Here is a 14602-nt window from a genome sequence, read left to right on the forward strand (position 1 = left end):
GTGGTAGGGGTGCGCTCAGCCGAGAAGGGCGATGCCGAGGGAGAAATTGGCGTGCTTGACGGAGTGGTTCATGAGGCCCAGCTCCAGCAGGCCGACATTCTCCAGTGCCCGCGCCATGAACAGTGCCCCGGTGTCCCAGGGGCGCAGCCCCAGGCTCTCGACGAACGCCGACACGCGTGCCTTCGCCTGCGCGTCGTCGCCGGCGATGAACACGTCCAGAGGGCGGTCTTCGGCCGGGCCGGCCGCCAGAACGTGGGAGAACACAGTGTTGAACGCCTTGACGACATGCGCGTCGTCGGGAGCCGCCTTGGCGATCTCCTGTGCGCCGGAACTGTCGTCGGGGACGACGAAGCTCTGCAGGTCGGGGGCTACGGGGTTGGTGATGTCAACGATGATCTTGCCGCGCAGTGCGTCCCCGTACTCCCTCACCACCGCCGCGGCACTGGCGTACGGCACGGCGAGGACAACGATGTCCCCGGCGGGAGCGGTGCCGGCCGTCCCGACAGTGGCGCCACCGAGCGCAGCGGCCAATTCCTTGGCCTTGGCCCGGTCGCGGCCGATGATCTCGACTGCGTTGCCGCCGGCGAGCACCCGGGCGGCCAGGGCGCGGGCCACGTTCCCCAGGCCGATAATGCTGATGTCGCTCATGGAGTTCCTGCTTTCTGGAGCTGGATAGGACGCCATGCCCATCCCGTCGTTGTCAACGGTTGTGTCGTCGGCGCCGTCGAATGACGCGAAGGGAGGGGTGCTCCATTCCCGATGTGTTCGTTCTGGCGCCCGGGTCCTCCGTGTCGAATTCTTGTGCCGAATTCGCTCGGACCATTAGGTACCTATTCAGGTTGCCATTGGCCTGAGTGGGCGTCCAAGACTCTTTCAGCCGTGGTGATACCCTGGAGGTATCACCAGCTGGGAGGCGCCGTGGATCTGGACCTGCGCAAACTGCGTTACTTCGTCGCCGTGGCCGACCAGTTGCACTTCGGCCGCGCCGCCGATGAGCTTCACATCGCACAGCCGGTGCTCAGCCGGCAGATCCGTGCGCTTGAGCAGGATCTCGGCACCTCGCTGTTCACCAGGGATCGCCACGGCGTAGAGCTGACAGACGCGGGCCGGCAACTGCTGGCCGACGCCGGTCCGCTGCTCGCCTCAATCCACGCGGTCCGCCGCCGGGTGTCCGCGGCCGCCGCCGCCGGCGGCAAGCGGCGGCTGATGGTCGGTTTCCGGGCCGGCGTTGCAGTCACCCCGGCGGCCCGTGCGTTCGAAGAACGGCACCCGGACGTGGTCGTGGACGTGCAGCGGATCGAAGGGGACGACCAGGCTGCGATGCTGCTCGACGGCCGCATCGACGTCGGCTATGTGCGGCTGCCCATCGACGAGGCCGGCCTGCGCGTCACCCCGCTGTACACCGAGCCGCGGGTAGCGGTACTGCCCGCCGGACACCGGTTTGCCGGCAAGGAGCAGGTCACCGAGGCCGACCTGGCCGGCGAACCACTGGTCTGGCACGGTGACCCGAGCACGCAGCCCACCAAGCGCCCGCTCCCCAATGCCGGGTACTCGGTGCGCGGGGTGGACGAGACGCTTGAGCACGTCGCGGCCGGACGGGGCATCTCCTTCCTGGCCCGTTCGGCGTCCGTGTTCTACTCACATCCGGACGTCGTCTATGTGCCCATCCCGAATCTGGCTCCCGACCAGGTGTGCCTCGCAGTGGCGGCATCTCACACCTCCCCGGTAGTAGAGGACTTCGTCACTGCGGCTCAGTCGACGGCCGAGGTCACGGCAGAGTGCGGGAACTATGAGATGTGGCAGCTTGGAGGCGATGTCGTCTCAAGGCACGCCTGAGTAGTTCGACTGGCCCCGCTCACCATGCGCTGGAGAGTGAAGTGGCCTGACGTAGTGGTGCCGTTGCCGGTGTCCTCTGAGCCGGCCGTTCTTCGGCCGGCAGTTGCCCGAGGGGCCCCGAAGCACCTGAGACCGACTGGAAGTACGTGCTGCGGACGCGGTTCATGTCGGCTGATCGCCGGCGGTCCGCCGTTCGTGGTGTCGGGAGCGGTCCATGGGATCCAGAACCCGACGGCGGGTTACGGCCGGACGTGTTGGCTGCCCGCCTGTTGGCCTTCGTTTCGGGCTGGCGTGGCCCAGATGGGCCACCCGCATCTTCACAACCTCCCAGCTGCGTACGAGTTCTTCATGCGCCACCGCGTACGGACTTATGCGATCAGCCGACTGTTCGAACCGGCGGCCCGTCAGCGCCCTGGGCCGGGATCACGGCCTCGAACTCCTGAAGCCTTCGGGGTCGCCGTCTCCCCGCCGCTTCTCCTGCGGCCTGCGGCAGGCGGGCGGGCAGCGTAAAAGCCAGCAGGTCTGGGCGAGGTGCCGGGCGGCTGGTGTCGTGAACCAGCGGGTGCAGCCGCCCGATCGGCAGCGCGTCCAGCCCGGCCGCGGAGTGCCAAGTTAACTCGACACTTCCTCCCGTCGCCGGCCATCGCTGGCTGTGGCGGGGATGGCGTTGTCGATGAGGACGGCGGCGATGGCGGCGGCGGTGGGGAAGGCGTCGGCGTTGAGGACCCGGGTGCGGGCCGCGGCGCCGTCGATGAGCAGCGAGAGCTGCTCGCCGAGCTGTTCAGGGTCGGCGGCGCCGGCTTCGCGGGCGGTGTCGGCGAGCCGCGCGGCGACGGCCTTCTTGTAGTCGCGCGCGTACTGGGATGCGGGGTGCTGGGGGTCGTGGAGTTCGATGGCGGCGGCGATGTAGGGGCACAGGGGGGTGGTGGGGGGGACGTCGAAGGCGGCGAGGAGCCGTTCGCGGGGCGTGAGGTCGGTGCGGTCGAACACGCCGGACAGAACGGAGGGGTCGAACCGGCGCAGGTACTCGGCGACGAGTTCGTCCTTGCCGGTGAAGTGCTGGTAGGCCGTGCGCTTGGACACCTCGGCCGCCGCGCAAAGCTGGTCCATGCCGGTGCGGTTGATGCCCTGCTCGCGGAACAGCTGCTGGGACGCGCTGAGGATGCGCTCGCGGGCGCCCCGGCCGCGGCGGCGGCCCGTGGGGCCCTTTTCCAACTCCGTCATGGATCCACCGTACCGCAGCTAGGTAACGACCGGTGTACATAGTTTGCGTCCCGACCATTCGCCCCGTACGGTACGTACACAGAGCGGTGTACATAACACCGCGTCCCAGGTGCACACGGCACCACCGACTCAAGGAATGACTATGGGAAAGCTCGACGGCAAGGTAGCGGTCATCACCGGCGGCACCACCGGCATGGCGCTGGCCGGCGCGAAGCTGTTCGTCGACGAGGGAGCGCACGTCTTCATCACCGGCCGCCGCCAGGACGCCCTGGACGAGGCCGTGAAGCAGATCGGCCGCAACGTCACCGGCGTCCAGGGCGACGCCGCGAACCTGGACGACCTGGACCGCCTGTACGACACCGTCAAGCGGGAGAAGGGCAGCATCGATGTGCTGTGGGCCAGCGCCGGCGGGGGCGAGCCCGCACCGCTCGGCGAGATCACCGAGGCCCAGTTCGACACCTGGTTCGGGCTCAACGCCCGCGGCACCCTGTTCACCGTCCAGAAGGCCCTCCCGCTCTTCAACGACGGCGGCTCCATCCTCATGACCGGCTCCAACGCCTCCCTCGGCGCCTTCCCCGGCTGGAGCGTCTACGCCGGCAGCAAGGCCGTCCAGCAGGCCTGGGCCCGCATCTGGCTCAACGAACTCAAGGACCGCCGCATCCGCGTCAACGTTCTGACCCCCGGTCAGGTCGCCACCGCGAAGCAGGAAGAACTCTTCGACGAGGCCACCAAGCGCCAGTTCGAGTCCCTCATCCCCCGCGGCCAGATGGGCCGCCCCGACGAGATCGCCACTGCTGCCCTGTTCCTTGCCTCCGACGACTCCAGCTACGTCAACGGCATGGAACTCGTCGCCGACGGCGGCACCACCGCCATCTGAACCGAACGACCCACGACCAGGGCAGGACATCTTATGAGCAGCATCAGCATCATCGGCACCGGGAACATGGCCCGCACCATCGGCGCGCGGGCGATAGGGGGCGGCAACACCGTCGAGGTCATGGGCCGCGATCAGTCCAAGGCCGCTGACCTGGCCAAGGCTCTCGGCGACGGCGCCACGACCGGGGAATGGGGCACCGCCCCGGCCGGGGACATCGTCATCGTGGCCCTGTTGTACGACGGCGTCGTGCCGGCCGTCGCCCAGTACGGAGACGCTCTCGCGGGCAAGGTCATCGTCGACATCAGCAATCCCTTCAATTCCACGTTCGACGGGCTGGTCCACCGCGAGGAGACCTCGATCGCGCAGGAAGTCGCCAAGGCCGCCCCGGCCGGCGCCGGCGTGGTGAAGGCGTTCAACACCATCTTCCGCCATGTCCTGGAGAAGGGGCGGCCCGACGTCTTCATCGCTGGCGATAATGCGCAGGCCAAGGCAAGTGTGGAGGTGTTCATCGAGACCCTTGGGCTGCGCCCGCTGGACGTCGGCGGCCTGAAAATGGCGCACTGGCTGGAAGGAGCGGGCGTGGTCACGGTGGGCCTCGCCAACCACGGTGTGGGGAACTTGGACTTCGCCCTCAGCATCACCGAACTTCCCGTCCGAGCGAACGGTTGACGGATCATCGAAAGGAGAGCGCCCGCCGTGGAGCCCGCCGCCGCATCATGGCGATGGGCAGTAAGCGGCACCCAGGGCCATCCGAGGTGGGCCTACCTCCTGGTGATGTCGAGCCTGCTGTCCATATCGAGGTGGAATCTCCTGTACGGGTTGGCGGGGGACTAGGCCCCGTCCGGAGCGTTGGAGGGGCCTCACCACCTGGTCATGCGGTCAGATCTGTACCGACTGCGTCCGTCGGGTTCGAGGTGCGCGGAAGGGAGCAAGAACGGAAAGCAGGACGCCAGGCACGCCCCCATCGATCGTCGGTCAGCGGGCGCGTGCGCCCGCTTGTGGTTACCGAGGCCGGTAAGCGGTGGCCAGCACGGAGACGGTGACCTGGTCGGGCACGAGACTGAGATCGCCCAGGTCCGCACGGTCCAGATGGCGTGCGCTTGGCGTCATCCCCAGCAGGTCAAGGGCCTCCGGTCTGGTCAAGGACGTGACGTACTCCACCAGTTCGGTATCCGCGGCCTCGAAGAAGGGGGCCAGCGCCTTGTGCAGGCGACGCTCCTTGGCCGGGTCAATCGCGATCATTCCGGGCACCTGGCTGCGCAACTCGGGCAGGTGCCGTCCGGTCGGCCGCACCACGACCAGCCGACCACCCGGGCGCAGCACCCGGTGAAACTCGGATGGGTTGCGCGGGGCGAACACGTCCACAATGACGTCGGCCATCCCGTCGGCCAGCGGGAGGGGACGGAAGACGTCCCAAGTGGCGGCGGCCGCTCGCTCATGGGCACGGGCCGTCGCGCGCAAGGCGCGCGCCGAGGTATCCAGGCCCAGACCGCGGGCATCGGGCAACCGCTCAAGTACGCCGGCCAGGTAGTAGCCCGTGCCGCACCCGACATCCACCACGGTGCTCTGCTCGGGCATGCCGTCCGCCGCCAGCTGAGCCACGATCCGGCGGATCGACCCGTACCTGCCGGTGGCCAGAAACCGGTCCCGGGCTCGGACCATGGCCGCGTCGTCGCCGCTGGTGGCGCGGGTGCCCGTGAGGAGGCTGACATAGCCATGACGGGAGATATCGAAAGTGTGGCCCGCCGGGCAGCGCAGCGCGCCGCAGTCGGGGTGGAGACAAGCGCCGCACGTCGGACAGCGCAGGAGATCGAGGAACGATGCGAGGGCAGGGGGAAGCGAAACAGGCACAAGGCACTCCTGGCAGCGGTGAAGGGAAGGACCGTGCCTGCAAGCGCGCTCAGAAGATCGCCGTCCCAGTAACGGATCGGCGTAGGCCCTCGGTGCGGACAGCACCGGAAGGCGGGGCACGCGGCAGGCACACCAAGGAGGGCGATGCCGTCCGGCATCGCCCTCACGGCCTCCCGGTCAGTGGAAGCAGCAGTGCGGAATGCTCATGAATGCCACACCACGATTGTACGTTCAGCCGAAACGGGAACCTGGACCTGAACCTGCTCCTGGGGATCGGTCAGACCATCTGCTCCGGCTTCACGATGCGGTCAAACTGTTCGGCGGTGATATAGCCGGTGCCGAGAGCCGCTTCGCGCAGTGTGGTGCCCTCCCGGTCGGCCTTGTGCGCGATGGCCGAGGCTCGGTCGTAGCCGATCACCGGGGACAGCGCGGTGACCAGCATGAGCGAGCGGTCCACGAATTCGCCGATCCGGTCGCGGTCGAGGTCGATTCCTTCGACGCAGAACTCGCGGAGTTTGCCGCAGGCGTCGCCGAGAATCCTCGCCGAGTGCAGGAAGTTGTTGATGATGACAGGGCGCATGGCGTTGAGTTCGAAGTTGCCCTGTGTGCCGGCGAAGGCGACTACGGAGTCGTCTCCCAGGACCTGTATGCAGACCATCACCATGGCCTCGCACTGCGTCGGATTCACCTTTCCGGGCATGATGGAGCTGCCCGGCTCGTTGGCGGGGAGAACGAGTTCACCGATTCCGCAGCGTGGCCCGGAGGCCAGCCACCGGGTGTCGTTGGCGATCTTCATGAGCGGTACGGCCAGCGCCCGCAGGCCGGCCGAGGCCGCCACCATGGCGTCCAGTCCGCCCTGCGCGGCGAACTTGTTCGGCGCGGTCCTGAACGGCCGGCCGGTCAGCTCGGCGATCTGTGCCGCGATCTGAGTACCGAAGCCGTCGGGGGCGTTGAGGCCGGTGCCGACGGCGGTGCCGCCCGCGGCCAGCTCGTACAATCCGGGCAGTGTGGCGCGGACCCGTTCCAGCGCGTCGTCCAGCTGATGCGCGTATCCCGACCATTCCTGACCGACCGTCAGCGGAACGGCGTCCTCCAGGTGGGTCCGGCCGATCTTGACTACGTCGTGCCAGGCGCGGGCCTTGGCGTCGATGGCGTCGCGCAGTTGCCGTGCCTGCGGGATCAGATGGTCTTCGATCTCCAGTACGGCTGCGATGTGCATGGCCGTGGGAAAGGTGTCGTTGGAGGACTGCCCCATGTTGACGTCGTCGTTGGGGTGGATCGGGCTCTTGGAGCCGAGTTCCCCGCCGACGAGTTGGATGGCCCTGTTGCTGATCACCTCGTTGGTGTTCATGTTGGACTGGGTACCGGAACCGGTCTGCCACACGAAGAGCGGGAAGTTGTCGTCCAGTTGCCCGCTGATCACCTCGTCCGCGACCCGGGCGATGAGATCGGCCTTCCACCCGGGCAGCCTGCCCGCCCGGCCGTTCACCAGCGCCGCGGCCTTCTTGACGCGGCCGTACGCATGGTAGACGGCCTTCGGCATCCGGTCGTCGCCGATCGAGAAGTGCAGCAGCGACCGTTGGGTCTGGGCGCCCCAGTAGCGGTCGGCCGGCACCTCGATCTCACCCATGGAGTCGGTCTCCCGGCGGGTGCCCGTCGTACTCAGCCCGACCGGCACGTCGAGGATGCGCGGCGGGGTCTGCTGTCGTGCGCCGTCGGCTTGCCGGTGGCGGGCGGTCATGACGGCCCGCCGTCGTGGTAAACCGGCTGCCACATCGCGTTCTGCACGGCCTGCACCGGGTCGCCGATGTCGGCGGCGGCGACCCCGTCGGCCTGGGCGGCTTCCACCACGGCGACGGCCACCGTGGCCGAGGAGGCGCGCAGGTCGGCCACCGGGGGCAGCAGCGCGGCCCCGGGCCCGCTGACGTCCACCTGGCGGGCGACCGCCTCGGCGGCGGCGAGCAGCATGCCGTCGGTGACCCGTCTGGCGCCGGAAACGATGGTGCCCAGCCCCAGGCCGGGGTAGAGAAGCGCGTTGTTGGCCTGGCCGATGGTGTGGGTGACGCCCCCGTACTCCACCGGCTCCACCGGTATGCCGGTGGCCACCAGCGCCTTCCCCCTGGACCAGGCGATGATGTCGGCGGGCATGGCCTCGATGCGCTCGGTCGGGTTGGACAGCGGGAAGATGATCGGCCGCTCGACCGCCTTGCTCATCGCCTCGACGACCTCGCGGGTGAACGCGCCGTGCGCGGTCGAGGTACCGATGAGGATGGTCGGGCGCGCCTTGCGTACGGTGTCCAGCAGGGAAGGGGCGCCGTGCGGATCGGAGGCCCAGTCGGACACGTCCGCGGCGTGCCGGGCGTAAGGCCGCTGGTAGTCGCGCAGTCCGCTCATGTCGTCGATGAGCAGTCCCTGCTTGTCGATGAGCCAGATCCTGCCGACGGCCTCCTCTCGGGTCGCGCCGTCGCGCACCATCGCGTCACGCAGCTGGTCGGCGATCCCGACGCCCGCGGTGCCCGCGCCGAACATCACCACCCGCTGCTCCCGCATCGGGACGCCGGTGATGCGCAGCGCCGAGAGGACGGCGGCGATCGTGATCGCTCCGGTGCCTTGCAGGTCGTCGTTGAAGATCCGCATGCGATCCCTGTACGTCTCCAGGATGCGGCGGGCATTGCCCGGGCCGAAGTCCTCGAAGTGCAGCAGCGCATGGGGGAAGAGCCGGGAGGCGGTCTCCAAGTAGGTCCGGATGAAGGCGTCGTACTCGGCGCCCTGCCGCCGGGAGTGCCGGTTGCCCAGATACAGCGGATCGTTCAGCAGGGTCTCGTTGTCCGTTCCCACGTCGAGCGAGACCGGGATCACCCGGGTCGGATCCACCCCCGCGGCAGCTGTATAGACGGCCAGCTTGCCGACCGAGATCTGAATGCCGCCCACGCCCCAGTCGCCGATCCCGAGGATCTCCTCGGCGTCGGTGACCACGATCAGGTCGACACTGTCCGGGCCCAGACCCAGTCCAGCGAACGCCTCCTCCGTCTCCTCGGGTGCGTCGATGGACAGGAACAAGCCCCGCGGCCGGCGGTACTCGTGGCTGTACTGCTTGATCGCCTTCCCAACGGTCGGGTCATAGACCACCGGCAGCAGCTCGGTGAGGTGATCCATCAATACCTTGAAGTACAACGTCTCGTCGCTGTCGTGCAGCTCCTCCAGGAAGACGTTCCTCGCCAGGTCGTCCGGCTGCTCCCGCAACTGCCGGAAGGCTCGCTCGGCCTGCTCGTCCAGGCTCAGCACGGCCGTCGGGAGCCGTCCGGTGATGCCCAGAGCCTTGCGCTGCTCCCGCGTGTAGGCGACACCGCGATTCTGGGCGGGATCGTCGAGAACGCTGAGGCCACGGGCCTGTCGGTGTGTGCTCTGGGACATGGAACCCTCCAGCAGGTCTGTCCGCGCCCAGGAACGGACTCCCCGGGCCGGGTTCCCGAAACAACCCCCAAACTCCCAGCCTAAATACTCCAGCCGTTGATCGCGATCTGACCGGCCGTCCCCAATTCGTCAGACTGACGCGAAAGGGGAGACCCGCCCCAGCGGGCCCGGACTTGGCCGGATCGTGAGGTCCGGCCCCGGCCGGACCAGGGCGCTCGTGGTGGCGGCCGGCCCCCGGACGCGGTGTCTCTCTTGGTTGGTCGATTCAGGTGTACTCGGGCTGCACGGGCCGGCTCCACTTCGGCGCCCAGATGCCGTTGTTGGGTCGGCCGGGATAGGCGGAGGTGAGATGGCGACGCAGGGCGGACAGGGAGGGGTGTGAGTTGTCGGGGCGCCAGAGCAGTGAGTGGGGGTAGACCGGGGTTGGGTCCTTGATGGGGATGCGGCGCAGGTCGTTGCCGACGGGCCAGACGAGTGGGGTCTGTTCGCTGACGAAGGTGCCCAGTGTCGTGGAGTTGGCGATGGTGCTGAGCAGGGGCTCGATTCCGAAGTCCGGGCCGACTGAGTCGATGATGATGCCGAAGGTGGCCGCGAGCTCGTCGTAGTAGGCGGCCCACTCGGTGCCGGGCAGGTTGCCGGGCATCCAGATCCGGCGGCCGACGAGTTGGGCGGGCGTGATCGCGGGGGCGTTCGCGAACTCGTGCCCCGGTCCGGTGAACAGGTGCAGCGGTTCGTCGAAGACGGGAGTGGCTTCCACTCCGCGGGGGAGCTGCCGGCCCGGCATGGTCACGGCACGGAACGTCGCGTCGATGGTTCCGTCCCGGAGGGCGGCGATGGCCGTGTCGGAGTCGAACAGCGTCACGACGTCCAACTCGGTCTCGGGATGGGCCAGATGGAAGCCGCGCAGCAGACCCGTCAGGGAGAGCTGGCGGCCGATCACATCGACGCGCACCGCCCGGCTGCCTGGCTGCACCGAGGCGACGGCCTGCTCGGCGGCCTGGAGGAGCCTGCGGGCGTGGGGCAGGAACGCCTGCCCGTCGATGGTGGGCCGCGCTCCGCGCGCGTCCCGGGTGAAGAGCTGGACGCCGAGCTCCCTTTCCAGTGCGGCAACGCGTTTGGACACCGCCTGCGGAGTGATCGAGAGGTCGGTGGCGGCCTCCTGGAACTGTCCCGCGTCCACGATGGCGACGAAGGTGCGCACGGCAGTGACGTCCATGCCGCTCATCCTAGGCGGACAACCAACCGTTGATCGTGCCCGTCGTGATCGTTGTTTGATGTGAGTGTGACCTGATGGCTTTTATGACTCGGTCAACCTGTGGTTGATCAGTCAACGTACCCGACGGTGCCACTCCACGGCTCCGGCCCGAGCGCCCCCTCGTGAGGAATCCCATGCCGGATAAGGACGCGGCAGGCGCCGTTCGTATCAGGCTCTGGAGGGCCGCTGTCCCTGGGAGCCGTCGGCCGTGAGCGGAAGACTGCGCAGTGACAGAGTGCTCGGCGTCGGCAGCGCTCCGTGAGCCGCCTCGGCGCGGAACGACTGGAGCAAGTACGCCACCAGACGCCGGGACGCCGCACGGTCACCCGGCAGTGCGGTGACCAGACCGCAGTGGGACAACAGAGCCACGGCAAGGTCGGAGGGGTGGAAGTCGGCCCGCAGCGCGCCCGCCGCCTGAGCCCTGCGGACCAGGGTCATGAAGCCCCGCTCGGCCTGTTCCCGTTCCCGCGCGTGTGCTCGCGTGCTGTCCGGAAAGGCCGCGACGAACGCGGCCGGGAAGCCCCGTTCCTCCCGTTGCAGTTCGCAGACCGTCTCGACCAGCCGCTGGAAGCCCTGCCACGGATCGGGGTCGGCCAGTGCCTCGGTGAGCGCCCGGGCGCAGGTGTCCATCTGGTGCGCGAACGCGGCCCGCACCAGGGCGTCCCGCGTCGGGAAACGCCGGTACAGCGTCGCCACCCCGACCCCCGCCCGTCGGGCCACGGTCGCCATGGGCGCGTCGATGCCGTGCTCGGCGAAGACCACGCGGGCAGCCGAGAGGATGCGCCGCCGGTTGCGCCGGGCGTCCGCCCGCAGACTGTCCTGCCCCGCGATCCGAGAGGATTCCCCCACCACTGTCTCTCACCTCCGGTCAAGTGGACGATCTCGTCCGTTTGTCAGCCTACGCTCGGCGCCATGATCCCCCGCACGGCCACTGGTGGCGAAGGTGAGAACGCAACGATGGACGACCGCACGATGAAAGCCGTACTGTTCGACCGCTTCGGCGGCCCCGAGGTGCTGTACGTGGGGCGGGTGCCACGTCCCGGACCGGCACCCGGCGAGGTCCTTGTGCGCGTGCGCGCGTTCAGCGTGAACGGCGGCGAACTGGCGGCCCGTTCCGGTCAGGCCCGCCTCCTCACCGGCCGGAAGTTCCCGCAGCGCGTCGGGCTGGACTTCACTGGCGAGATCGCCGCACTCGGCGCCGGCGCGACCGGCGTAGCGGTCGGCGACCAGGTGTGGGGCGTCCTGGGCCGCAGCTCCGGATTCGGCAGCGCTGCCGAGTACGTGACGGTACGGCCCGAGCGGCTCGGCCGGGTCCCGGACGGGCTGGACCTCGTGGCCGCCGCCGCGCTGCCGGTGGCCACCACGGCCGTCACCGCCCTCCGTGACAAGGCCGCACTGCGCTCCGGCGAACGGCTGCTCGTACGGGGCGCGGCGGGCGGCGTCGGCAATGCCGCCGTCCAGCTCGGACAGGCGTACGGCGCCGAGGTCACGGCCCTGGCCCGCGCTGCCAACCTCGACTTCGTCCGTACACTCGGTGCCCACCACGCCGTCGACCACCGGACCGTGTCCCCTGCGGAACTGGGACTGTTCGACGTGGTCCTCGACACGGCGGGCACCGACCTGCGTACCGTACGGCGGATGCTGAAGCCCGGCGGACGCATGGTCAGCATCGCCTTCGACCCGACGCGGCCCGCCGCCTCGCTGGGCTACATCGCGGCCAGCGCCGTCCACGGACGCGGCCGGGTGCGTTTCTTCAGCGGCAACCCTGGACGTGCGCTCTTCGACGACCTCGCCCGCCAGGTGACGGAGGGGAAGCTGCGGCCGGCGGTGGACACGGTCTTCCCGCTGGAAGAGACAGCGGCGGCACACCGGGCGCTGGAGGCGGGCGGGGTGCGGGGCAAGTACGTGGTCAGGGTCGACTAGAGATTGTTGGGAAGGTGCTGGTCGCAGCCACTTGCTGAGGACTGCGACCAACACAGCCCGGCGGGGTCTCCTGGATCGAGGTACAGCCCTCCCGCCGGCGCATCGACGACTGGTTCACCAGCAACCAGAAAGACACCGGCATCCGCCTCCACGGCGTCGCCGACACGCCCTCACGCGAAGTCCCCGACCGCGTCTGCCAACGCACCGGCCCCATGTCCCGCGCGGAAAAGACCCGGGGAAAGACCCGCTGTGAAGCCCGGGCCTGGTGCGTCGTTCAGTGTGGCTTGTGGCCGGCGCGGGCTTCGGCGGTGGCCTTCAGGTCGCCCAGCCATCCTTTGAGGCCCTCGTGGAGGATCTTGGTCGCGGTGGGGACGTCCGCTTCGACCTGGTCTCCGGCGTGGGTCTCTTCGGTGCGCACGAGGACGCCGCCCTTGACCTTGGTGAAGTTCCACACGTGGACGCCGTCGATACGCAGTCCCTCACCGATCGCGGGGCCGGTCCAGCGGATGCAGGAGCCGCGCTTGAGCTGCTCGACGGTCGAGGTGATCTCCAGGCTGGTGGCGGGAGTCGCGGGATTGGGGGGTATCGGGGTCGTCCACCGGAACGCCGAACCCTTCCGGAAGGGGCCGTGGTCGAGACGTTCGATGGTCTTGACCGGGGCCTGCCAGGACGGCCAGCGCTCCACGTCGGTCTGCAGCTTCCAAACGGTGCTCAGTGGCGCGTGGATCACGGTCTCGATCCTGGAGCGGACCTGGGCCTTGGGGTCGACGCCCTCTCCGCGGCAGGTGAGGGACGTACCGGGCTGAGGGGTGGCTCCGGCGGGCGCGGCGGCGGTGCCGAGGACACCGGCGACGACGAGCGGGACGGTGAACAGGGTGGCGCGGACGCTGGTGCTGCGGATACCGGACATGGCGTGCTCCTTGTCAGTTGCTGGGCGGGCGTGGCGTGCTGAGCGGGAGTTTGACGGTGATTCGGGCGGTGGTGTCACCGTGCGGGAAGGTGCCGACGGGCTCGGTGGAGGGTCACGATGAGGGCGGCGGACGCGGCGACGATCAGTCCGACGAACACGGGGTGCATGTCCTTGGACAGGCTCGGCGCCCCGTCGGGCCGCGTCAGCCATACGACGAGCGGGATCGCGAACGTAACGGCGACAAGCGTGGCCGCCCGGCGCACCGCCCGGTCGGGGGCCCGGCGGAGCGCACCGACCAGCGCGATCACGACGGGAACGCCCGCGATGAGGGCGAACTGACCGACAACCATGAGGGGGACCGCCCAGGCGGAGACGGTCACGGACAGCGGAACGCGCCGGCTTGTGCGGGTGGGGTGTGACTCGACTGTGGTGGTCATGAAGTTCTCCTCGTCGCGCTGGGCTAGATATCCGTGCGTTCGTTAGAAGTTATAACGCAATGCGAGCTGAGAGGTCAACAGTTTCGCGATAGCCTCTAACGGCATGGTGTGGCTGTAGCGTCTGGAGCAAGCTGCGGTCGGTGGGGCGAATGAGTTTGGCCCGGCGGTCGGCGGGGCCGGATCAACGAGTGGCTGTGACCGGCGATCTGGTGGATAGCCCCTACTGGTCAGCTGGTCGTAGCGCTCGCGTGGTCAGCTGGTCGTAGCGCTCGCGGTAGTCGATCTCATCGAACTTGATGTGCCCCTCGGCATCCAGCTCCAGGACGCCACGACGAACGTGCGGGAGCCGCCGTGCGTCAGGAAGTTCTGGTGAACGCACGGGCGCCGCAGGATGGCGTCCATGGCCGCATAGGTACGCCGCGCCCTTGTCGCCCTGGTTCTTGGCCCCTGCCACCACTTCGTTGTGTTCCAGCCGCTGCCTCGCGACGCGTGGGCGGGGGAGACCGCCGCTCGGACGCCGATGGCCCCTCGGCGTCGTGCGTTGCCTCGGGGTGGATGACGACGACGTAAAGAGTGCGTGTGGGTGCGTAACCTTCTGGTTCCGTCCGGCCGCAGGACCAGGAGCGCCCGATCCGGCACGAGACCACCACGCCCGCGGATGGTGACGCGGCTGTCGGGCCGTGGCGCCGATTCGGGTGTGCGGGGCGTGCGAGGTGAACCCCGGTGAGCGGGCATGGACCCAAAGCGGGCAGGAAACGGAGCGTGAGGTCGGTGAAACGGGCACAGTGTGTTTGTGGACGCTCGTACTCCGGAAGCGGTGCCGGTGCATCGAAGGCGCCGGCGCCAGGTGTCGCGGACGCGAACGACGCGGAGCA

General features: G+C 68.9%; 14 protein-coding genes. 4 read left to right on the forward strand and 10 right to left on the reverse strand.

All coding sequences use genetic code 11. The annotated features are described in order from the left end of the window. Positions 1-15 precede the first annotated feature (15 nt). Positions 16-648, reverse strand: a complete 633-nt coding sequence (locus tag ACFRMN_RS09205; RefSeq protein WP_383015642.1) for an NADPH-dependent F420 reductase — start codon at positions 646-648, stop codon at positions 16-18. A gap of 270 nt (positions 649-918) precedes the next feature. Here ACFRMN_RS09205 and ACFRMN_RS09210 point away from each other — a divergent pair, with 270 nt between their 5' ends. Then, positions 919-1836, forward strand: coding sequence for a LysR family transcriptional regulator (locus ACFRMN_RS09210; RefSeq protein ID WP_383015645.1), 918 nt, complete (start codon positions 919-921; stop codon positions 1834-1836). Between the two features lie 612 nt (positions 1837-2448). Here ACFRMN_RS09210 and ACFRMN_RS09215 read toward each other — a convergent pair. Next, the gene (locus ACFRMN_RS09215; RefSeq protein ID WP_383015648.1) at positions 2449-3060 is read right to left on the reverse strand and encodes a TetR/AcrR family transcriptional regulator; all 612 of its coding nucleotides are present in this window, start codon (positions 3058-3060) and stop codon (positions 2449-2451) included. Between the two features lie 142 nt (positions 3061-3202). Here ACFRMN_RS09215 and ACFRMN_RS09220 point away from each other — a divergent pair, with 142 nt between their 5' ends. Further along, positions 3203-3937, forward strand: coding sequence for an SDR family NAD(P)-dependent oxidoreductase (locus tag ACFRMN_RS09220; RefSeq protein WP_383015651.1), 735 nt, complete (start codon positions 3203-3205; stop codon positions 3935-3937). A 33-nt stretch (positions 3938-3970) separates the two neighbouring features. Further along, a complete protein-coding gene (locus tag ACFRMN_RS09225) occupies positions 3971-4606 on the forward strand; it encodes an NADPH-dependent F420 reductase (protein WP_383015653.1) in 636 nt (211 codons plus the stop codon). Between the two features lie 333 nt (positions 4607-4939). Here the strand turns inward: ACFRMN_RS09225 and ACFRMN_RS09230 are convergent, their stop codons facing one another. The 5 genes from ACFRMN_RS09230 to ACFRMN_RS09250 all read right to left on the reverse strand — a co-directional run bounded on the left by ACFRMN_RS09230 (position 4940) and on the right by ACFRMN_RS09250 (position 11306). Further along, entirely contained in the window at positions 4940-5788 is an 849-nt protein-coding gene (locus ACFRMN_RS09230) for a methyltransferase domain-containing protein (protein ID WP_383015655.1), read from the reverse strand. Positions 5789-6065: 277 nt separating this feature from the next. After that, a complete protein-coding gene (fumC, locus tag ACFRMN_RS09235; RefSeq protein WP_383015658.1) occupies positions 6066-7529 on the reverse strand; it encodes a class II fumarate hydratase in 1464 nt (487 codons plus the stop codon). Further along, positions 7526-9202: an NAD-dependent malic enzyme gene (locus ACFRMN_RS09240; RefSeq protein ID WP_383015661.1), complete on the reverse strand. Its 1677-nt coding sequence runs from the start codon at positions 9200-9202 to the stop codon at positions 7526-7528. The genes fumC and ACFRMN_RS09240 overlap by 4 nt, the downstream gene beginning before the upstream one ends. Positions 9203-9467: 265 nt before the next feature. Next, positions 9468-10418 (reverse strand): LysR family transcriptional regulator, encoded by a 951-nt coding sequence (locus ACFRMN_RS09245; protein WP_383015664.1) that lies wholly within the window; start codon positions 10416-10418, stop codon positions 9468-9470. Positions 10419-10625: 207 nt separating this feature from the next. Beyond that, positions 10626-11306, reverse strand: a complete 681-nt coding sequence (locus tag ACFRMN_RS09250; protein WP_383015667.1) for a TetR/AcrR family transcriptional regulator — start codon at positions 11304-11306, stop codon at positions 10626-10628. A gap of 108 nt (positions 11307-11414) precedes the next feature. Between ACFRMN_RS09250 and ACFRMN_RS09255 the strand changes: the two genes are divergently transcribed. Continuing rightward, complete coding sequence (locus ACFRMN_RS09255) at positions 11415-12380, forward strand: NAD(P)-dependent alcohol dehydrogenase (RefSeq protein ID WP_383015827.1); 966 nt, start codon at positions 11415-11417, stop codon at positions 12378-12380. Positions 12381-12654: 274 nt separating this feature from the next. On the opposite strand, the gene ACFRMN_RS09260 is transcribed toward ACFRMN_RS09255, so the two are convergent. From ACFRMN_RS09260 to ACFRMN_RS09270, 3 genes are all read right to left on the reverse strand, one after another. Then, positions 12655-13290 carry an SRPBCC family protein gene (locus ACFRMN_RS09260; RefSeq protein WP_383015670.1) on the reverse strand — a complete coding sequence of 212 codons (636 nt, stop codon included), beginning with the start codon at positions 13288-13290 and terminating at the stop codon, positions 12655-12657. Positions 13291-13364: 74 nt separating this feature from the next. Further along, entirely contained in the window at positions 13365-13727 is a 363-nt protein-coding gene (locus tag ACFRMN_RS09265) for a hypothetical protein (RefSeq protein WP_383015673.1), read from the reverse strand. A 220-nt stretch (positions 13728-13947) separates the two neighbouring features. Then, positions 13948-14106 (reverse strand): hypothetical protein, encoded by a 159-nt coding sequence (locus tag ACFRMN_RS09270; RefSeq protein ID WP_383015676.1) that lies wholly within the window; start codon positions 14104-14106, stop codon positions 13948-13950. Between the last annotated feature and the right edge of the window lie 496 nt (positions 14107-14602).

This window comes from Streptomyces sp. NPDC056835, assembly GCF_042789485.1.
Taxonomy (GTDB): domain Bacteria; phylum Actinomycetota; class Actinomycetes; order Streptomycetales; family Streptomycetaceae; genus Streptomyces.

Coding starts and splice junctions, on each gene's coding strand:
- ACFRMN_RS09205 (WP_383015642.1), bottom strand. CDS start 648: ATGAGCGACATCAGCATTATCGGCCTGGGGAACGTGGCCCGCGCCCTG.
- ACFRMN_RS09215 (WP_383015648.1), bottom strand. CDS start 3,060: ATGACGGAGTTGGAAAAGGGCCCCACGGGCCGCCGCCGCGGCCGGGGC.
- ACFRMN_RS09220 (WP_383015651.1), top strand. CDS start 3,203: ATGGGAAAGCTCGACGGCAAGGTAGCGGTCATCACCGGCGGCACCACC.
- ACFRMN_RS09225 (WP_383015653.1), top strand. CDS start 3,971: ATGAGCAGCATCAGCATCATCGGCACCGGGAACATGGCCCGCACCATC.
- fumC (WP_383015658.1), bottom strand. CDS start 7,529: ATGACCGCCCGCCACCGGCAAGCCGACGGCGCACGACAGCAGACCCCG.
- ACFRMN_RS09240 (WP_383015661.1), bottom strand. CDS start 9,202: ATGTCCCAGAGCACACACCGACAGGCCCGTGGCCTCAGCGTTCTCGAC.
- ACFRMN_RS09245 (WP_383015664.1), bottom strand. CDS start 10,418: ATGGACGTCACTGCCGTGCGCACCTTCGTCGCCATCGTGGACGCGGGA.
- ACFRMN_RS09255 (WP_383015827.1), top strand. CDS start 11,415: ATGGACGACCGCACGATGAAAGCCGTACTGTTCGACCGCTTCGGCGGC.
- ACFRMN_RS09260 (WP_383015670.1), bottom strand. CDS start 13,290: ATGTCCGGTATCCGCAGCACCAGCGTCCGCGCCACCCTGTTCACCGTC.
- ACFRMN_RS09265 (WP_383015673.1), bottom strand. CDS start 13,727: ATGACCACCACAGTCGAGTCACACCCCACCCGCACAAGCCGGCGCGTT.